We start from the raw sequence: 18,638 nt of genomic DNA, 5'->3' as shown, positions 1-18,638 counted from the left end.
TCACGATGACGGCGGGTGCGTTCAAAGCCCATGACACGAGACTTTCGACACCGACAAGCGTCACGACAGGCCAGGCAGCGGTACCGATGATGTGGTGTCGCTTCTGCCAGGTCTTGGAGTTCCAGAGGAGTACGACGCCTCCGATCCATCCGAGGAGCGGGAGGGAAACCGCCGAAGGTGACCAGGAACGCTGTCAGCCAGGTGTACCAGCCCGCATCGTGGGGTCGGTTTGCAACCTCTGCTCGTAGATCGGCGGTGACGTACTCCGGTGAACCGATCTGCTCGATCCTGCTTCGAACGGCCACGTCGTCCAGTCCCTCGAACTCCTCGGTGATGCTTTCCAGCAGTGACGAGACGGCTTCGGGGTCTGTACCTTCGAGCAGTCGCCTGACACGGCGCAGGTACCCCCTCGCGGTGGTGTCGAGTGTGGTCTGTGCGGTCATGACTGGTTCCCCTCTCTATCGGGCGTGATATGGCGTGTGACGGCGGGAACGAAGTGTGCCCACTGCTGACGGAAAGCATCCAGCGCCGCCTGCCCCGCGTCGGTCAGCTCGTAGTAGCGCCGAGTCCGCCCCTCATCAGAGAGCTGATCGAAGGTGGTGACGTAGTTGCTCTTACGAAGGCGGGTCAGCACCGGGTAGAGCGTCCCGATGCCGCCGATGATCTGACCCTCGTCCACGAGGAGCTGGGACAGCTCCCACCCATACATCGCGCGCTTGCTCAACAACCCGAGAACACACGCCTCGACAACGCCGCGCCGCAATTGCGCTCCGACATCCTCGATACTCATGCCAAGCACCATATCATGCACCACCTAATATCCTTCGACGATCTCATCGGTCCGACGTCGCACATCCACTGAGAACTCCGACGTTCTCACCGCATCTCTCCCGAATGGGCGTATTCTACCGTGGTAGATACACAGGTTTCCGTACTGGAAATATTGGTGGTGAGTGTCGTGCATGGTGGCGTGATCCCGTTCCGGGGAACCGGAGCTGACGGGCGCCGCTATGTCGAAGCAGACCGTTCCCGCGCCGATGACTACTACCTCGGCGCGGGAACCACGGTCGCTGAGTTCGCCGCGCTCGATGGCGCTGGCAACGTGACGGCCGAGCTGGGCCTTGACCCGGAGACGTATGCGGGTTGGGTGGACTGAGTGAACCCGGTCACGGCAGAGTCGATGGGGAGGCCGCGCCTGCCTGGAGAGGCTCGTCAAGGGTCGCCTCGGTTTATGGAGATGGTCGTGACCTCTCCGAAGTCGCTCTCCATCGCCGCCGCGCTCCACCCCGAGGTTTCCGAAGCTCTCGATCAGGCGCAACAGGGCGCGCTTTCCGAGATTCGATGCTGGCTCGCGCAGCACTCCGTCACCCGTGTTGGCCCGCGCGGACGTCAGGAGGTCGTGCCTATCGAGCACATGCAGGTCGTTGGCATCACGCCCCGGACTTCCCGTGCGGGTGATCCGCACCGCGACCGGCAGCGACGGCCCCCACCGGTGCCGGGGATCTGATCCAGACGCGCAAGAACAACACCAGCGTTGGGGTCGCGAACCGTCAGAACTGGATCGTGCAACACGTCGAAGACGACGGCACGCTCAGAGTGCGCGAGGCCGGGAGCGGGAGGAAGCGGCAGCGCACCCTGCGCATCCCCGGCCGAGTATGTGGCCGAGCACGCGCACCTGTCCTATGCGGCGACCGCCTACGGAGTCCAGGGCGCGACTGTGGCGGGGTCGCACACGCTTCTCACTGACGCCACCAGCGCCGCGAGCGTGTACGTCGGAATGACTCGCGGCCGCAAGCAGAACTTCCTGCACATCGTCGCCGAAAGCCAGGAGCAGGCGCGAGAACAGTTCATCGCGACGATGGAACGCGATCGCGCCGACCGAGGCCTCACCGACGCGACCGAACGCGCAGCGGAAGCTGTGCGAGGACTTGTGGAGGATGGGCCGGTGCGTCTCGTGCAGACCGAACGGGCACGCCTCACCCAGCTCATCGAACGCGCGGAACAGCACGCGGCCGTGTTCGAGGACGCCGCCGCGCGATTCGTCGAGCAGAAGCAAGCGCAGCACGTCGAAGCCGGGGAGCACGCCGAACTGGTCGTCCACGCGAAGGAGCTTGCGGCGCGCACCCGCCACACGGTCACGGCCGAGGTGGAAACGCGGGCGCGGGCGGACGGGCAAGAACTCGTAGAAGCTCGGGCGCATCTCCACACCGCCCGAGAAGAGGTGAGGGCGGCGAGGTTCGGGCGTAAGCGCACCGCCGCCCGGAACATCGACACCGCGAAAGAGTCGGTTGAGAAGATCGAGCAGCACATCACCCAGACCTGGGGCACCGCACCGTCTCTCTTGCGACCCGTCACCGAGTGGGCGCAGACCATCGCAACAGGACAGGCCGATGCCCATCCCGAGGTGCGGGCGGCTGAACAGGCCCTCAGCGAGGCGGAGGCCGCGAAGCGGCAGACCGCCGAGTGGCAGGCCGTTGAGCGGGATCGCCTCGCCGTCCAGGTCTACGGGGCGGAGCAGGCGCGGCAGATGCGAGGCACGTTCCGCATCCCCAACCCGACAGCCGACGCCGAACGCGCCAGGAAGCGCGCCGCCACAGGGCGGCGCATCATTGCTGAACTGTATGCGCGCCCCGTCGCGGAGGCCGCTGAATGGCTCATTCAACGACGCGAGCAGCAGCGAGCCGAGCATGAGGCTCTGCAAGCCCGCCAGGAAGGCTTGGCGCGCCGCAGTGCTGGCCTGACAAGGACTGGCCCGGATCAGCAGCCAGGGGCACTGGGCATCGGATGGTGAAGCCTCAGACGGTCCGCACAGTCGGGAGGGTACGCAGCGCGAGCGCCTGGCTACCTGCGAAGAGCGCGATATCGACCACGACGGCCAGAACCCCGACCACCGCGAGCAGCGTTCCCGCCGCCATCACGCACACCGCGACCAGAAGTGCGGCGAGGATGTTCACGCCCATCACCATGCGCAGCGCGGTCTGGATGCGCAGCTTCAGCAGCATCCACAGCACGAGGCCCGCCCACAGCACGACCGTGACACCCGCAGCCGCGATCAGCAGTTGCGGCAACGCGACGACCTCGGCGATGGGCGCAGCGAAGAGCGCGACGGACGCGCCAAGGAGCGTGCAGTAAATCGCGTCAAGGCGGAGGCTCCACCTACCGAGCTTGTGCCCGTTGATCCGTTTCATGCCGTCCTCCTACGCGCTGGCGCTGTAGCGCTGGCGGGCGGCCTCGCCGCTGGTGCCGATTGCCTCACCGACCTCGCGCCACGACAGCCGCTTCTCCCGCGCCGCACGCACTGCGTCGGCCAGTTCACGCTCGGCAGTGTCGCGTCGCCAGGCGGCGAGCTTGACGGCCATGACGGGCGAGATCGGGGCGTCCTTATCGCCGGGCTTGGGGTCGTAGTTCTCGAAGGCGTCCGCGAACTCGTCGGCGCGGGCCTTGATGTCTTCGATAGAGCGTGGAGCCATGATGTTCACCTCAGATACTTGGGTCGGGCCGGACGCATCGCGTGCGCGATCGCGATGATGCCGTGCCATTCGATGACGCCGACTTCAACCAGGGTGCCGGTCTCGTCGGGGCCGATGAACATGGTCATCGCGTCGTCTTGCACGAAGTGCCGGACAGGGAAACGGAGCGCATGAAGCATCGCCGCATCCGAGACGCCGTGCCGGTGGGCACTGTCCAGGATGAGCGGTTCCGACTCCATGCTCACAAGTTTACTTGCCACAAGTTATCTTGCCAAGCGGGGCAACAAAGACTTGCGCGGGGGTGCCGAATCGGCACCGCCGTATCCGAGTGTCAGGACTCGCCGGTATCGGTCACGGCATCTGCGAAGAGGGCGAGGAACTTCTCGCGGGGGATCACGATGCGCCGCCCGAGCTTGACATGCGGGATCGTGCCCTCGTTGATGCTCGTGGTGTTCGTGCGGGGATCGACGCCGAGCGCTTCGGCGGCTTCCTTGCTGGTGATGACGAGGCTGCGCCGTTTGCGGAGGTCGTCCATATCGAGGGTGCTCTGCCACATGTCGCACCGTCCGTTCGTGTCAGCGCCGAGAAATGTGGTTCATCCCACCGTAGAGAATCGCACTTGTACTGTCAAGCATTGCGTTGTAGTTTTCTACTATGGAAACAGAGAGGGTGCGGGGCAACCCCGCAGGCATCACGAACACGCACGTCGCTCAGAACATCCGCGCGGCACGTCAAGCGATCGGCATGGACTTGCGCACCATGTCCGACGGGCTGAAAGCCGCCGGGCGCAAGCTCTCGACTTCGGGGATCAGCAAGCTGGAGGCCGGGGATCGCCGCGTGGACGTGGACGACCTCACCGTGATCGCCTACCTGCTACGCACCACCCCCGCAGCCCTCCTGACCCCACCGGAGGAGCAGACGACACTCACCGGGGTGCCGGAGGGGTATGAGCCGGAAGAGATCGACAGGTGGATACGCGGGGAACTCGTCCTCACCGATGAGGGACTGTTCAACTACTGGCAGCAGGAATGGGTGGTCTGCACCGACCGCATCCACCACCTCGAAACCACCCTCGCGGGCATGACCGCTCCAAGCAAGGACGACCCCGAGAAGACCAGCGCGCACCCGAAGACCATCGCCGCCTACCAGGAACGCCTGGATCACGCGCGGGCACGCGCGCGCGTGATCCAGGAGCGCGGCGTGCAGGTCGATCCGGAGGGGCGCGTGTTCAACGCCGCCGACTACATCGAGAACTATGGGAATACTCACCGGCCTGGCAAGACCACGGCGAGGAGCATGCTGTCATGACCAGGAAACAACAGCCCGCGGAGCAGGGTGGCGGGGGTGAGAAGCAGCAGCGGCGCTCCCGTTCCCGGCAGCCGGGCTCGATCCAGGCCTACGACACCGACACGGGGATCGCCCGCCACTACCGCGACCTAGAAGACCACGGCCGCAACGACGAATACGGCAAAGGACAGCCGCTCTCGGCGAACTCAGTTCACAAGGTGCATGTCGTGCTCGGTGCGATCCTCGATGCCACGATTGACGACGGGCACCTGACCGTGAACCCGGCGAAGAAGAAGCGCACCGTGAAGCCCCCGAAGTCCAGCGACGTGCGGGCACAGAAACCCGAGATCGCGACCTGGACGGCCGAGCAGTTGCAGACCTTCCTCACCTGGAACCGCGACACCCTCGAAGACGAACTGTTCCCGCTGTGGCGACTCATCGCCTACACCGGCATGCGCAGATCAGAAGCCCTCGCGCTCCGATGGTCGGATATCAACACAAAGACGATGCGGGTCAGCATCCGCCGCGCCGTCGACACCGACGACTGGACGAAGACGAAGACCACCAAGACCGGGCAAGCCCGCGTCATCGACATCGACGCCGAAACCCTCAAGGTGCTCGCCTCCTACAAGGTCGCACGAGCCGAGGTGTCGTTCGAGCTGGCGAAAGCCGACGCCTACATCTTCGGCGACGATGATGGGAAGCTTCGCTCGCCCGACGCGATGACCAGCCGCTGGGATCGCCGCTTGAAGTGGGCGACTGAGAAGTTCGACTCTCTGCACCGGGTGACGATCAAGGGACTGCGTCACACCCACGCGACCCTGCTGCTCGAACTTGGCGAGCACCCCAAGGTCGTGCAAGAGTGGTTGGGTCACTCCACGATCACTACGACGATGAACATCTACTCCCACGTCACCCCGACCATGCAGCGGTCGGCAGTAGACCGCTTCGCCGCACACCTGGGTTCGTAACCGACGCCGTAACCCAGTAAGCAGACAACTCGGAGCTCTCTGCGTTCGGGCCAATGAGGTCTAGCTTCTCCGAATCAACATGCGCGCGAGTGCCTGGCACCCCAGCGCAGCAGGGAGCAGGAGCGCAGCCCCGACAGCGTAGTCTTTCGCGCGAAGTGGCCCGCCGAAGTCGCGAAGCTCCCGACGAGCGGACTCGGCACCGGGCAGCATGACCGGAAGCGCGGTTGCAACGCCAGCCGTGTACCGACGTTGCAGCACCGAAGCCAACAGATGCGTACCAACGTGTGCCTGAAGTCCCGCCACCATCGCCCGATAGAACCGCGAGCGGCCATTCGATACCGCGCCCCGGCGACAGGCAAGAGCGACAAGAACTCCCATCAGGCCAACAGCCAGCCATGACTGACGCTGATCCATGCGCAACGCCTCGATACCAGTCCGATCAGCCAGGGCATCGCAGGTGCTCGGAAAAGCCACCGCCTCCTCGACATCGTGAACAGCCCACGCGATGAAGAGATGAGCGGGGCCACGGGCGTGCATGCCATAACGCTACCACGAACGCTGCTTCGAGACCGTTGCGGCGCACACGCCCCCGAGGGTAAGGCAACATCGAGCCCCGCACAGAAGCCTCGGTGATTGGCCTGGTATGGCAGCCATTAGCACTTTTTCTAGCACTTCCGACGCAAATGACCCCCAACCTGAGAGATAAAATCCCAGGTCAGAGGCCTTTTCTCACGGTGCGCGAGGGGGGACTTGAACCCCCACGATCTTGCGATCACTGGCACCTGAAGCCAGCGCGTCTACCAATTCCGCCACTCGCGCAAATCATGGTACTGTTCCACAGCGAGTCACCACCGTGGGTTGCACAGCGAAAACTATCATAATCATAGGGAGCTCGATTCACCTAATCGTGAAGCCTTTCGTAGAGAAGCATCACAACTGAGCCACGTTTTTCTCGCATTTCCGCTTGAAAACAGGGTGTATGGTCGAGGAAGTTGTGACCCGTGTAGCCCAAAGATACGCAAGGGCATTACACTTTAGTACTCTGACGTGAGGAGAGAACACCTCCTCGGCCTGTTAGGTCATGTCCGAGGTGTGTTCATGTTCATCTCCTAAAATTGACCCATAATATTGACGAAGGGGGTGCCTCGGTGGGAGTACTCGACAATCTCGAACGCGGCCTCGAACGTGCCGTGCGAACGGTCTTCACCGCCGGTGGCGCTCGTAAGGTCAAGCCCGTTGAGATCGCTAACGCGCTACGATTGCACTTGGATCGCGAATCCATCTCACTACACGAGGGCCGGACTCTGGTGCCCAATGTCTTTTCGATCTCGTTCTCACCCCAGAACTTTGAACAGATTCGACACTGGGGTTCAGCATTGGCTGAAGAGCTCTGCGATGAGGTCATCCGTCACTCTTCCGAGCAGGGCTATACGCTCCAGGGGCCGGTGCGTGTGACCTTCCTGGAAGATCAGAACGTCTCCCGCGGTGATATCTCGATCGAATCCGAAACGCAGGCCGCGCAGTCCACCCCAGCACCGGCACCGCGACAACAACAACGCGCCCGGCAACCAGCGCCTGTTGCGCCCACCCAACTCCAACCGGTTCTCGAAATTGACGGGACCACCTACTCCTTCACGTCTCCGTCTATCGTGATTGGTCGCTCGTCCGAGGCTGATATCACGATCCAAGATCCCGGGATTTCTCGTCGCCACCTGGAGGTGCGCGTGCACGGAGACAGCGTAACCGCCGTCGACCTGGGCTCCACCAACGGCTTTTATATCAACGGGCAGAAGGCCCGAGGCTCGGCCGTCTTGCGCCACGGGGATACCGTGACCGCCGGACGCACTCGGATGACCTTCCGGATGGTGCCGAAACAACAGTCCCGGCAGGGAGGGTTTTAATGAGCGAACTCGCCGTCGCTGCCCTTCGTTTGGGTCTGCTGGCCGCCCTATGGGTGTTGATCATTGCCATCGTCGCCTCGCAGGGCCGAGATTTGATGGTGGGCCGTCGTAATAAAGTCCGGGGACAACAGGCCGATGCGATTGCCGTCTCCCCCGACGGAGCCCCGGCCAGCCAAGGACCCCGCGCTGATGCCCCGAGCGCCCCTCCACGCGCTTTGGCCACCCAGTTGGTAGTCACCGAAGGGCCCCTGTCCGGACATATCGTGGATCTACAGGGCGCGCCACTGATGATGGGGCGCGCCGCCGAATGCGACCTGGTGCTGGATGATGATTATGTCTCCGGGCGCCATGCTCGCCTGTTCCCGCAGGGTACCCGCTGGTTCCTCGAAGACCTCGGATCCACCAATGGCACCTATATCAACGGCGCGCAACTGGCGCGAACCCTCGCTGTGGAGCCCGGCACCCCGATTCGCATCGGTAAAACCGTGCTGGAGCTGAGGCAATAACAATGGCTTTAATGCTGAATTTTGCCGCCCGATCCGATGTGGGTAGAGTCCGCGCCAAGAACGATGACTCAGCCTATGTGGGTCGTTACTTCGCGGTGGTCGCCGATGGAATGGGCGGACACGTCGGGGGCGATGTCGCCTCTGCCTCAACCGTGCTGGATTTGGCACCATTGGATCGGCCCGATCAGCAAGACCCCGAGAATGTGCTGGCCGATGAAATTCAATCCGCCAACCTGATTCTCAACGACCTGGTCAATACCAACCCCAAACTGGCGGGAATGGGTACCACCTGCACCGCTTTACTGGTCGATCACGACCAGTTGCACATGGCTCACATTGGTGACTCTCGGGCCTATCGCCTGAAAAACGACACCTTTGAGCAAATCAGTAAAGACCACACCTTCGTCCAGCGGCTGATCGATGAAGGCCGTCTCGACCCGGCCGATGCCGAATCTCACCCGCATAAAAACGTGTTGATGCGCGTGCTCGGCGACGTTGATGCCTCCCCCGAACTGGATGTGTCCACCTTTGCTGCCCAGCCCGGCGAACGCTGGCTGTTGTGCTCCGACGGACTCAACGCCGTGGTGGCCGACAACATCATCGAAGAAAAACTACGTTCGGCCGACGACATTGAGCAGGCGGTCGAGGAATTGGTCGACCTGACCTTGGCCGGAGGATCTCCCGATAACGTCACCGTCGTGATCTTCGAAACCGTGCCCGAGGATGAGACCAGCCGTCTGGCCCCGGTGGAAGAAGACACTACCGAGCTGACCCGTTCCGCCCGGGAGATCTCCGAATCCGACCCCCAATCCCCGGTTTCTGCGGCGCTATTACGTCACGATTTGGGCAAACGTCCGCACCTGCTGGTTGGTGCCGCCGCGCTGGCCACCGACACCGACCAGATTCCGATCGTGACCCGCTCATCCTCGGCCAAACGAGCCGCCGCGCTGTTGCACGGCACCCCGCAGGCCCTGGATGCCCCACGAGCTGAGAAGACGTACCAGCCGATCCCCTACCGCACGCTGAATGGCACCTCCGAAGACTTCTCCGACGATACCGACACCTCGCGCCCGCGCGGACGCAACTGGCCATTGATCGCAGCATTGCTCACCATCGTGGTGCTCATTGTCGGTGGCGGGATCGCCGGCTACTTGTGGTCCCAGAACCAGTACTACGTCGGTGTTGATGGCGACCACGTGGCCGTATACCGTGGTGTCGCCCAGGATCTGGGCCCGATCGAGCTCTCCCAGGTCGAAGAAACCACCGATATCCCCCTAGACCGACTCCCCGGCTACACCCGGCAACGGGTCGAGTCCGGGCTGACCGCCCAGGATCTCAACCACGCCCACGATATTTTGGAAGATCTGCGCAGCTCCATGATCCCTGAAGCACCGCCGGTGGAGTTGCCCTCCCCCCAACCGACCGACCCCGATATTCCCGAGGTCAGCAATTCTCGCGCATCGGGTGCCGTCGCTGGCGCCACCGGCGGAGCGATTGGAGGTACCGGATCATGACCGTCGTCTCCCCCTCCCGTCCCCGCCGGGCCACCGAGCTGCTGCTGATCATCCTGGCCCTAGCCATCGGCATCGCCGCTAACGTACTGGCCGGTATCGGCATGGAAACCCCGATCACCAACGACTACTGGATCCAGGCCGGGGTGATGACCGTGTTGGCCTTCGCCTTCCATGTCGTGTTGCGCGTCAAAGCGCGCTACGCTGACCCCTACATTCTGCCGATCGTGCTGACCCTGAACGGTCTGGGGATCGCGATGATCCACCGGTTGGACCTGGCCAAAGACCCCCAAACCCACTTCGCCAGTTCCCAGCTGGTCTGGACCACCTTGGCGATGGTGATCGCCATGGGCATTCTGTGGTTCCTCAACGATCACCGCAGACTACGCAACTGGACCTACCTGTTCTTGGTTGCCTCCGGTGTGATGCTGGTGTTGCCACTGATCCCCGGGCTCGGCATGGAGATCAACGGTGCCCGCATTTGGGTCAACCTCGGCATCGGTCAATTCCAGCCCGGTGAAATCGCCAAGATCACCCTGGCCATCTTCTTCGCCGGCTACCTCTCGGCCAACCGCGACTTGATCCTGTTGGCCGGGAAGAAAATCGGTCCCATGGCATTCCCACGCGTGCGCGACCTGGCCCCGCTGGTCGTTGCCTGGCTGATCTCGATGGGCGTGCTGATCTTCCAGCGCGACCTGGGTTCAGCGGTTTTGTTCTTCGGCCTCTTTCTGGCCATGATCTACCTGGCCACCTCCCGGCTGTCCTGGATCATCCTCGGTCTGCTCGCGGTGGCAATCGGCGGTACCTTCGCCGTCTCGACTTTCGACCACGTCCAAGCCCGCATCAACGGCTGGCTGAACGCCTTCGACCCCGAGGTCATCAACGCCCAGGGAGGCTCCCACCAGGTGGTGCAGGGCCTGTTCGGGTTGGCCTCCGGGGGTCTGCTAGGCACCGGACTGGGTGGCGGTCGGCCGGACCTGGTGTATGCGGCCAACTCGGATATGATTATCGCCAGCTTCGGTGAAGAAGTCGGCTTTGTCGGTCTGGCCGCCATTATCCTGCTCTTTGTGTTGCTAATAACCCGGTTCATCCGCGCTGCTCTGGGCGCCCGCGACTCCTTCGGAAAACTGTTGGCCGCCGGGTTGGCGGTCTCCATCGGGATCCAGTGCTTCGTGGTGATGGGCGGAGTCTTACGCGTCATTCCGCTCACCGGCCTGACCACACCCTTCATGGCCGCCGGTGGTACCTCAATTCTGGCCAACTGGATCATTGTGGCCCTGGTGCTGATGGTCTCCCATGCGGCCCGGCGCCCAATCATCGTCGGCCCCATGGTCAACGCCTCCGGAGACGGATCCGGTACCGGTGACCGCGCCCATGCCGAAGGTGCTACGCCGAGCACCCCACAGTCGGTCAGCACCCAGCCGTCCAGCACCCCTCCGGCCACCGCTGGTGGTGGTCACCAGTGAACCAATCAATCCGTCACGCCTGGATGGTGTTGGTGGCCATGTTCGTGGTGCTGTTGGCTGCCGCCAGCTATGTGCAAGTCATTGGCGCCCAAGAGTTGAACAACAATGAAGCCAATACGCGCCAGCTGTACCAGCAATTTGGCTCCAACCGTGGCCCGATTCTGGTCGATGGCGAACCTATTGCTGAATCGGTCCCGGCCGACTCAGATAACTTTGACTACCAGCGCGTCTACCACGAGCCCGAAAAGTACTCGGGCCTGACCGGCTTCTACTCACTGACCTACGGGGCCACCGGACTGGAAAATAAACTGAATGCCGAACTGTCTGGAACCGCCGACGGGATGATTGCTGACCGGCTGAACAACTTGTTGACCGGTGGCGAGCAACGTGGCGCCCAGGTCGAGCTCACCATTGACCCACAGATGCAAGAGATCGCCTATTCGGTGCTTCCCGACGGGATTAAATCCTCGGTGGTGATCTCCGATCCGGCCACCGGCGACGTTCTGGCCATGGCTTCCAAGCCCAGCTACGACACCAACCTGCTGGCCACCCATTCCGGTGCTGAAGCACGGCAGAATATGGAAGAGATCACCTCCCAAGAAGGGCTCTCCCCCTATCGCACCGCCGCCACCCAAGAGGCGGTGGCACCGGGCTCCACCTTTAAGCTGATCCAGGCCTCGGCCATGCTCGAGTCCGGCGACTACGATCCCGATACCACCTTAGATCTGCCAAACTCCATTACGCTGCCACAGACCGACGGTCTGCAGTTGCGCAACTTCGAAGGTGGCCTCTGCAGTAGTCCTAACCAGGCTGATTTCCGCTATATCTTCGCTCAGTCCTGTAACACTCCGTTCGCCACCGCGGCCATGGAGATGGGACAGGAACCGATTGTGGAGATGGCAGAGGCCTTCGGCTTCAACGACACCTTTGACATGCCACTAACGGCGACTAATTCCAGCTTCCCCACCGAGCAGTTACCCGACGCCACCCTGGCCCAGTCGATTCTGGGTGCGGTGGATGTCCGCGCCACCGCTTTGCAGATGAACATGGTGGCCGCCGGTATTGCAAACGACGGCACACTGATGAAACCCCAGCTGATCGATACGGTGCGCGGTCCCGATCTGAACTTGCTGGAGGACCCCGAACCCGAGGTCTACTCCGAGCCGATCAGTGCCGAGACCGCCAACGAGCTCACCGGCATGATGCAGGAAGCCGTGCAATCTGGTACCGCGATCTCGTCCCGATCCAATCAGGTTGATATTGCAGCCAAGACCGGTACCGGTCAGATCTCAGACTCCACCGGTGCCGATACCACAGTGCACTCCTGGATCACCGGCTTTGCTCCGGCCGATGATCCCCAGGTGGCGGTCACGCTGGTTTACGAAGACGTTCCATATGACACGGGGCACCAACTGACGGTAGATAATATGAAGAAGATCATGGAGGCGGTGGTCGAGCAGTGAGACCAACATCCGGGATGACGCTGGGCGGGCGCTACCAGCTCACCGATCGCATCGCCATTGGCGGTATGGGTGAAGTATGGAAGGCTCGCGATACGGTATTGGGTCGCATTACCGCGATCAAAATCCTCAAAGAGGAATATACCGGTGATACCAATTTCCTACGCCGGTTCCGTGCCGAGGCACAGCACACCGCGCTACTGAACCACCCCGGGGTGGCCAATGTCTTCGACTATGGGGAAGAAGAGGGCTGTGGCTACCTGGTCATGGAGCTCGTTGATGGCCCACCGCTGAGCGCCATCTTGGAGAAGGAAAAGGTCCTCTCCGCCGATCGGACCCTGACCATCATTGCCCAGACCGCCCGGGCACTGTCTGCCGCTCACGCCCAAGGTCTGGTCCACCGTGACGTTAAACCCGGCAACCTGTTGATCACCGCCAATGACCGGGTGAAAGTCACCGACTTCGGCATCGCTCGCCTGGCCGACCAAGTCCCGCTGACCGCCACCGGCCAGGTCATGGGTACCGCCCAATACCTGGCCCCGGAACAGGCCACCGGCCAGCAAGCCACCGGATCCTCCGACATCTACTCGCTGGGGATTATCGCCTATGAGTGCCTAGCTGGGCACCGCCCCTTCACCGGCGAATCCCAGATCGCCATCGCCCTAGCCCAGGTCAACGACGCCCCGCCGGAATTGCCGGAGTCCATTCCGGAACCGGTCCGCGCGCTGGTGATGTCGATGCTGTCCAAGGAACCCGAAGACCGGCCCCAAGACGCCAATGCCCTGGCCACCGCAGCCGAAGCACTGCATCGTGATGACACTGACGCCGCCGTCGGTGCGGTGCCGGGGATGATTCCCTTCCTGTCCGGCTCCGCCGCAACCGGTGGCGACGAAGATACCGCCACCCAGGCCATACAGACTCAAGCCATCGACACCCGTGGTGAACGCACCCAGGCTCTGGCAGCCGAGCAGACCAACCCAGCCACCGCCGCCTTGCCGCTGACCGGGGCCGGGGAAGGAACCCTGGACGAGGACGCTGAGCCCGGCCACGAACCACTCAGTGTGGACGAAACAGGCGAAGGTGACTCCGACTCACCGGGCAAACGCAAGCGTAGCCCCTGGACCTGGCCACTGATCGGGTTGATCATTTTGGTGCTGTTCACCGTGATCGGAATGTGGATCTCCTCGGTACTGAATAACGACGAGGAGCCCGATCCCGAGCCCACCGAATCCGCTTCGGAAGCCTCCGTGGAGGTCAATGCCGACGACTACGTCGGCCGTCAGGTTGACGAGGTCGAAGAAGAACTGACGGATTTGGGCTTTGAGGTCACTACGCAGGAGCGCGAAGATAGTGCTCCAGCCGGTGAGGTGCTCTCGCTGAACCCCACCGGAACGGTGGCCGAGGGGAGCGAAATTACCGTGAACTACTCGAATGGTCAAGGTGGCCAGCAGCAGAACCCCGGCACCCAACAGCAACAACAGCAACAGCAGGCACCGCCACAGAACCAGCAGCAGCCCCAGCAAACCCAACAACAGCAACAGGCACCGCCGCAGAACCAGCAGCAACAACGCCGGCAACAAACCCACCAACCACGACCCCAACAGACCCAGCAGGACCAACCGGAACCCACCCAGCAACCGGAGCCAACTCAGCAACAGCAGACCCCGGACGAACAGCCCGGCAACGGTCAGGGCAATGGTCAGGGCAACGGCCAGGCCAACGGTGGTGGCCAAACCCAGCAGGGTGGCCAACAAAACCCGGGTCAGACAGCGACCAACGGGCAGGGTGAGCAGAACGGTAACGCGCAGTCTCAGCGCAACGCCGAACTTCACGACCAGGCACCGCAGAACCGTTCCGAACAAAATCACCGGGAGACCTCCAGCCACGAAAACCGGTACTCACACGACAATTCCCTGCTCGCCTAGCGGTTCGGCCGTCCTGATAGGATTCTCCACGTGTCAGAACAGCAAGTACTCAACAATCGGTATGAGATCGGCGAGCTCATCGGTCGCGGCGGAATGGCCGACGTCTACCTGGGCCACGATCAACGCTTAGGTCGCCAGGTGGCGATCAAGATGATGCGCCCGGATCTGGCACGCGACCCCCAATTTCAGACCCGGTTCCAACGCGAGGCCCACTCCTCGGCTGCCCTGAATCACCCGAATATCGTGGCAGTGTTCGACACCGGAGAAGAGCGCCTGCCCGATACCGATCACACCGGGGTATCCTGCCCCTTTATGATCATGGAGTACGTCTCCGGCTCCACCTTACGCACCTTGTTGCGCTCCAGTGAGGTCAGCATCGATGACGCGGTGCATTGGATGTCAGGAGTTCTGGCTGCGCTGAACTACTCGCACGAACACGACATCGTGCACCGCGACATTAAACCGGCCAACGTGATGGTCACCGAGACCGGCGATGTGAAGGTCATGGACTTCGGGATCGCCCGAGCCCTGTCAGATTCCTCCACGACCATGACGCAGACCCAAGCGGTCGTCGGCACCGCCCAGTACCTCTCCCCCGAGCAGGCTCGCGGCGAGCAGGTCGATTACCGCTCCGATCTGTACTCGGCCGGTTGTGTGCTGTTCGAACTGGTTACCGGCCGTCCCCCGTTCGTGGGCGAATCACCGGTCTCGGTGGCCTATCAGCACGTGCGGGAAGACCCCCCGATGGCCTCGACCATCAACCCAGACGTGACCCCGGCCCTGGAAGCGGTGATCACCAAAGCCCTGTCGAAAGATCCCGATGATCGGTTCGATACCGGTGCCGACTTCGCCCAAGCCTTGGAAAATGCCCACTACCACGGCATCTTCCCCGATCACGACGAAGAAGCCACGACCCAGCACACCACGGTGCTACCGGCTGCCGTCCCGATGGCCGGCCCCGGGTCGGAGGCCGAGGCCACCCAGGCATTCTCCACCGTCTCGGCCACCGAATCCGAGCAGGACCCCCTGGATCCCTTTGCCCCGAACCACGACGACGAGGGCTACGTGGTCGAAGATCTCGACGAGCCCCAACCGCGCAAGAAGAAAAAATCTACCGCGTGGATCTGGATCGTGGTCCTGTTGCTCTTGTCCGGTGCCGGCGTGGCCGGCTGGTGGTTCTATCAAGACTGGCAGCAACAACAGATTGAACAATCTCAGGTCACCGTGCCGGACGTGGCCGGGATGTCGCAGACCGATGCCCAAAATGCATTGACCACCGCCGGATTGCGTCCGGTGATTGAGAACGTCCACGACGACGAAATTGCCGCCGATATTGCGGTGGGCACCGACCCGGCTGCCGGCGAGACGCTGCAGGAATATGATGAGATCACCTTGAAGATCTCGATGGGTCCCGAAGAGGTCGTCTTGCCCGAGGATTTGGCTGGTGCCTCTGAGGCGACCGTGCGCGATACGCTGGAAGGTCTGGGCCTGCGGGTCGACGATATCAACTACGTCAATTCGGCCACGGTGGATCGTGACCGACTGGTCAATACCAACCCGGAGCTGGGTTCAACGGTCTCCTATGGGGCAACGATTTCGTTGCAGATGTCCAACGGTCAGGTCGAAGTGCCCGATGTGATCGGCAGATCTCAGGCCGATGCCGTCCAGGCCCTGGAAGCTGATGGTGTGGGACTGTCGGCCAATGTGGAGACCGAAGAGACCGATGAAGCCCAACCCGATACGGTCATCAAACAGTCGGTGACCGGTGGCAACACCGTCGATCAGGGCTCCACCATTACCATCACGGTGGCCATTGAACCACCAGAACCCACCCCGACCGACGAGCAGACCACAGCCGAGCCCTCGCCGGAGGAAGATACCACCAGTCCGGAGGAGTCCGAGCCGGAGGAGACCACATCCACACCGGAGGACGAGAACTAACCCGCAATGCCCGGCACCGCCCGGCAACCCCGGGTAGATGCGGCTAGAGTGTGTTCACCCAGTTGCGGAGCATCTCGTGGCCACCTTCAGTCATCAGTGCCTCGGGGTGGAATTGCACTCCCCAAATCGGCAGGTGGCGATGCGCAAAGGCCATCGGTACCCCATCCGCTGTTGTGGCGGTGACCTCCAAGACGGTCTCATCCACGGTGTCACGTTCGGCTGCCAGGGAGTGGTAACGGGTGGCGGTAAAAGGATTGGGCACCGCCTCAAACATCGGGTGATCGGTGTGGGTCACGCTCGAGTTCTTGCCGTGGAGCTGTTGGGCAGCGCGGGAGATCCGGGCCCCGTACACCTCACCGATAGCCTGGTGCCCCAGACACACACCATATAGTGGCTTGGCCTGCTCAGCGGCCCAGCGAATCAGGTCCATGCTCACCCCCGCCGAGCTGGGATCACCGGGACCCGGGGAGATGAGCACCCCGTCAGCGGCCTGCGCGCGTTCCACGAACTCCTCCCAGCTCAGCGCGTCATTGCGCAACACCTCAACCTCGGCACCGGCATCGCGCAAATAGTTGATCACGGTGAACACGAAGCTATCGTAGTTGTCAATCACCAGAATGCGGGGGGACCTGGAGATCACTGCTCTGTCTCCAGGGTGGCATCGGAGAAGAACCCGAATTCAGACATCCACGGGTAGACGAACTCCATCAGCACAAACACGATCAGGGCAAGCAGGACGAGCACTTCGATCCACTTCAGCCAGGTGGGCCCGGGCAAGATATGGAAAAACCAGGCGTACATGATGTTCTCCTTTACCGTGCAGCAGCCTCAGCTGTTTCGGTTTCACGCTGGGTCTGGGTCGCGTGGTACTTTTCGTAGAGGTTTTCCATGGTCACCGGAGCCAGCTCGTGCATGGTCTCTTCGAGATCAGGATCGATCGTGGTGGCACCGGCGGGCATACTCTCCGCGGCCACCTCGGCGATTTCCTCCGGAGGACCGTCGGCCAGTGGAACGAACTCCACCTTTTCGGCGTGGGTCACCATCCGCTCTCGCGTGGTGTACAGCGGGTGACAGGTGGTAATGGTCAACCACTGGCCCGATGCCGGTCCACCGGGATCCAACGGGTTGGGGTCCAGGACCTCAATGGCGGTGGGAAGCACAATGTGGTTTTGTTTCACCTCGTAAACCCACCAGCCGTTAGCGGTTTGCAGATACATCCGGTCGCCTTCGACCACCTGGTCCATATCCCACAGGATTGAGCCGTGGGTTTGACGGTGCGCAGCCATGGCCAGGTTGCCTTCTTCGCCAGGACGGGGAGAATCCGGGTAGCGCCCCAACACGCCCTGATCGATGACCTCCGGACTAACCCCATCAAGCACCGGTGAGGACCAGTCTGAGCCCAGGCGTGGCACGTAGAGAATGCCCCACGCCTCTGCGCCGTCACCAACCTCGGCCGGCACCGCTGGATCCGGACCATCGCCGGTAAACATCCCGTCGTAGTTGCGTTGGAAGTCGTCGATGACCTGTTGCTGGTGGGCATCAGCCTGCCGATTGGCATCCAGGTTGGTCCAGTACAGTTCCCAGACCACGAATAGCAACAGGAACACCCCGGCGGTCACCAGCAGTTCACCTAAGACACTGACCACTGTGGGTTTGGCTGGACGCAAGGACCGACGCATCTTCTGATAGCTACCCGGGTGATAGTAGCCACCTGAGGGCTGACCGGACACGTCATCGTGGAACCGGCGACCGGGGCGAGGCAATCCGCCTCGGCGGGGGTGTGTGGCGTGTGTGCTCATGTTCTTCTCTCTGACCAGGCGAGCTCAACCAGTAGGTAGAATGTCGTCCTGGACCATTCTATGTCCGACCTACCACACTGTCCGCAATATCCACGTCAGGAAGTCCTGTGACGAACTCAGATCCAACTCGCCGTGAAGTGCTCGGAGAAGACATCGAACCTGATCCGCTACCGGTTTGGTACAAGGTGATCATGTTCGGACTGATGATCATCGGTCTGATCTGGATTATCGTGTATTACCTATCCGGAGCCACGCTGCCGATCCAATCCATCGGCGCCTGGAATATCGTGGTGGGCTTTGGGATCGCCATTATCGGTTTTTTGATGACCACGCGCTGGCGCTAAACCCACCGGTCGTTATCCACAGTGTGGATAGCATCTGTGGAGAATCACAGGATTGTA

22 protein-coding genes and 1 tRNA gene are annotated in these 18,638 nt (G+C 62.2%); 13 read left to right on the top strand and 10 right to left on the bottom strand.

Annotation, left to right across the window (positions count from 1 at the left end; genetic code table 11):
* Window positions 1–439: 439 nt before the first annotated feature.
* Window positions 440–790, bottom strand: coding sequence for a PadR family transcriptional regulator (locus DCC25_RS09430; RefSeq protein WP_110099283.1), 351 nt, complete (start codon window positions 788–790; stop codon window positions 440–442).
* Window positions 791–910: 120 nt separating this feature from the next.
* Here DCC25_RS09430 and DCC25_RS09425 point away from each other — a divergent pair, with 120 nt between their 5' ends.
* The 3 genes from DCC25_RS09425 (at window position 911) to DCC25_RS09415 (ending at window position 2,791) form a co-directional block, all read left to right on the top strand.
* On the top strand, window positions 911–1,156 hold the full coding sequence (locus DCC25_RS09425; RefSeq protein ID WP_148707532.1) for a hypothetical protein: 246 nt from the start codon (window positions 911–913) through the stop codon (window positions 1,154–1,156).
* Window positions 1,157–1,507 carry a relaxase domain-containing protein gene (locus DCC25_RS09420; RefSeq protein WP_110099222.1) on the top strand — a complete coding sequence of 117 codons (351 nt, stop codon included), beginning with the start codon at window positions 1,157–1,159 and terminating at the stop codon, window positions 1,505–1,507.
* Window positions 1,508–1,657: 150 nt separating this feature from the next.
* The gene (locus DCC25_RS09415) at window positions 1,658–2,791 is read left to right on the top strand and encodes a hypothetical protein (protein WP_110099221.1); all 1,134 of its coding nucleotides are present in this window, start codon (window positions 1,658–1,660) and stop codon (window positions 2,789–2,791) included.
* Between the two features lie 4 nt (window positions 2,792–2,795).
* On the opposite strand, the gene DCC25_RS09410 is transcribed toward DCC25_RS09415, so the two are convergent.
* From DCC25_RS09410 to DCC25_RS09395, 4 genes are all read right to left on the bottom strand, one after another.
* Window positions 2,796–3,188: a hypothetical protein gene (locus DCC25_RS09410; protein WP_110099220.1), complete on the bottom strand. Its 393-nt coding sequence runs from the start codon at window positions 3,186–3,188 to the stop codon at window positions 2,796–2,798.
* Window positions 3,189–3,197: 9 nt separating this feature from the next.
* Window positions 3,198–3,470, bottom strand: coding sequence for a hypothetical protein (locus DCC25_RS09405; protein WP_110099219.1), 273 nt, complete (start codon window positions 3,468–3,470; stop codon window positions 3,198–3,200).
* Window positions 3,471–3,475: 5 nt separating this feature from the next.
* Window positions 3,476–3,709 carry a hypothetical protein gene (locus DCC25_RS09400; protein ID WP_110099282.1) on the bottom strand — a complete coding sequence of 78 codons (234 nt, stop codon included), beginning with the start codon at window positions 3,707–3,709 and terminating at the stop codon, window positions 3,476–3,478.
* 92 nt (window positions 3,710–3,801) lie between these two features.
* The gene (locus DCC25_RS09395; RefSeq protein WP_110099218.1) at window positions 3,802–4,026 is read right to left on the bottom strand and encodes a helix-turn-helix domain-containing protein; all 225 of its coding nucleotides are present in this window, start codon (window positions 4,024–4,026) and stop codon (window positions 3,802–3,804) included.
* A gap of 98 nt (window positions 4,027–4,124) precedes the next feature.
* Between DCC25_RS09395 and DCC25_RS11365 the strand changes: the two genes are divergently transcribed.
* Window positions 4,125–4,778: a helix-turn-helix domain-containing protein gene (locus tag DCC25_RS11365; RefSeq protein WP_158278528.1), complete on the top strand. Its 654-nt coding sequence runs from the start codon at window positions 4,125–4,127 to the stop codon at window positions 4,776–4,778.
* Entirely contained in the window at window positions 4,775–5,728 is a 954-nt protein-coding gene (locus DCC25_RS09390) for a site-specific integrase (RefSeq protein WP_158278527.1), read from the top strand. The genes DCC25_RS11365 and DCC25_RS09390 overlap by 4 nt, the downstream gene beginning before the upstream one ends.
* A gap of 60 nt (window positions 5,729–5,788) precedes the next feature.
* On the opposite strand, the gene DCC25_RS09385 is transcribed toward DCC25_RS09390, so the two are convergent.
* The gene (locus tag DCC25_RS09385) at window positions 5,789–6,265 is read right to left on the bottom strand and encodes an HXXEE domain-containing protein (RefSeq protein WP_110099215.1); all 477 of its coding nucleotides are present in this window, start codon (window positions 6,263–6,265) and stop codon (window positions 5,789–5,791) included.
* Window positions 6,266–6,463: 198 nt separating this feature from the next.
* A tRNA-Leu gene (locus tag DCC25_RS09380) sits at window positions 6,464–6,547 on the bottom strand.
* A 296-nt stretch (window positions 6,548–6,843) separates the two neighbouring features.
* On the opposite strand from DCC25_RS09380, the gene DCC25_RS09375 reads away from it, so the two are divergent.
* The 7 genes from DCC25_RS09375 to pknB are packed head-to-tail and all read left to right on the top strand — an operon-like array spanning window position 6,844 to window position 16,438.
* Entirely contained in the window at window positions 6,844–7,629 is a 786-nt protein-coding gene (locus tag DCC25_RS09375) for an FhaA domain-containing protein (protein WP_370443924.1), read from the top strand.
* A complete protein-coding gene (locus DCC25_RS09370; RefSeq protein WP_110101473.1) occupies window positions 7,629–8,135 on the top strand; it encodes an FHA domain-containing protein in 507 nt (168 codons plus the stop codon). Before DCC25_RS09375 ends, DCC25_RS09370 begins: the two co-directional genes overlap by 1 nt.
* 2 nt (window positions 8,136–8,137) lie before the next feature.
* Window positions 8,138–9,649: a PP2C family serine/threonine-protein phosphatase gene (locus DCC25_RS09365; protein ID WP_110099213.1), complete on the top strand. Its 1,512-nt coding sequence runs from the start codon at window positions 8,138–8,140 to the stop codon at window positions 9,647–9,649.
* Window positions 9,646–11,112, top strand: a complete 1,467-nt coding sequence (locus DCC25_RS09360) for an FtsW/RodA/SpoVE family cell cycle protein (protein ID WP_110099212.1) — start codon at window positions 9,646–9,648, stop codon at window positions 11,110–11,112. Before DCC25_RS09365 ends, DCC25_RS09360 begins: the two co-directional genes overlap by 4 nt.
* Complete coding sequence (locus DCC25_RS09355) at window positions 11,109–12,575, top strand: penicillin-binding transpeptidase domain-containing protein (protein WP_110101472.1); 1,467 nt, start codon at window positions 11,109–11,111, stop codon at window positions 12,573–12,575. Before DCC25_RS09360 ends, DCC25_RS09355 begins: the two co-directional genes overlap by 4 nt.
* On the top strand, window positions 12,572–14,497 hold the full coding sequence (locus tag DCC25_RS09350; RefSeq protein WP_110101471.1) for a protein kinase: 1,926 nt from the start codon (window positions 12,572–12,574) through the stop codon (window positions 14,495–14,497). Before DCC25_RS09355 ends, DCC25_RS09350 begins: the two co-directional genes overlap by 4 nt.
* Window positions 14,498–14,527: 30 nt before the next feature.
* Entirely contained in the window at window positions 14,528–16,438 is a 1,911-nt protein-coding gene (gene pknB / locus DCC25_RS09345; protein ID WP_168186111.1) for a Stk1 family PASTA domain-containing Ser/Thr kinase, read from the top strand.
* Between the two features lie 43 nt (window positions 16,439–16,481).
* On the opposite strand, the gene DCC25_RS09340 is transcribed toward pknB, so the two are convergent.
* The 3 genes from DCC25_RS09340 to DCC25_RS09335 are packed head-to-tail and all read right to left on the bottom strand — an operon-like array spanning window position 16,482 to window position 18,237.
* Window positions 16,482–17,075: an aminodeoxychorismate/anthranilate synthase component II gene (locus DCC25_RS09340; RefSeq protein ID WP_110099280.1), complete on the bottom strand. Its 594-nt coding sequence runs from the start codon at window positions 17,073–17,075 to the stop codon at window positions 16,482–16,484.
* Entirely contained in the window at window positions 17,075–17,239 is a 165-nt protein-coding gene (locus tag DCC25_RS11460; protein WP_166769954.1) for a hypothetical protein, read from the bottom strand. The genes DCC25_RS09340 and DCC25_RS11460 overlap by 1 nt, the downstream gene beginning before the upstream one ends.
* Before the next feature lie 11 nt (window positions 17,240–17,250).
* Window positions 17,251–18,237: a class E sortase gene (locus DCC25_RS09335; protein ID WP_110101469.1), complete on the bottom strand. Its 987-nt coding sequence runs from the start codon at window positions 18,235–18,237 to the stop codon at window positions 17,251–17,253.
* Window positions 18,238–18,344: 107 nt separating this feature from the next.
* On the opposite strand from DCC25_RS09335, the gene DCC25_RS11705 reads away from it, so the two are divergent.
* Window positions 18,345–18,581 (top strand): cell division protein CrgA, encoded by a 237-nt coding sequence (locus tag DCC25_RS11705; RefSeq protein WP_233488049.1) that lies wholly within the window; start codon window positions 18,345–18,347, stop codon window positions 18,579–18,581.
* The last annotated feature ends 57 nt before the right edge of the window (window positions 18,582–18,638 follow it).

This window comes from Auritidibacter sp. NML120636 (assembly GCF_003185945.1).
GTDB lineage: Bacteria > Actinomycetota > Actinomycetes > Actinomycetales > Micrococcaceae > Auritidibacter > Auritidibacter ignavus.
This window is presented reverse-complemented; position numbering and strand designations above follow the sequence as displayed.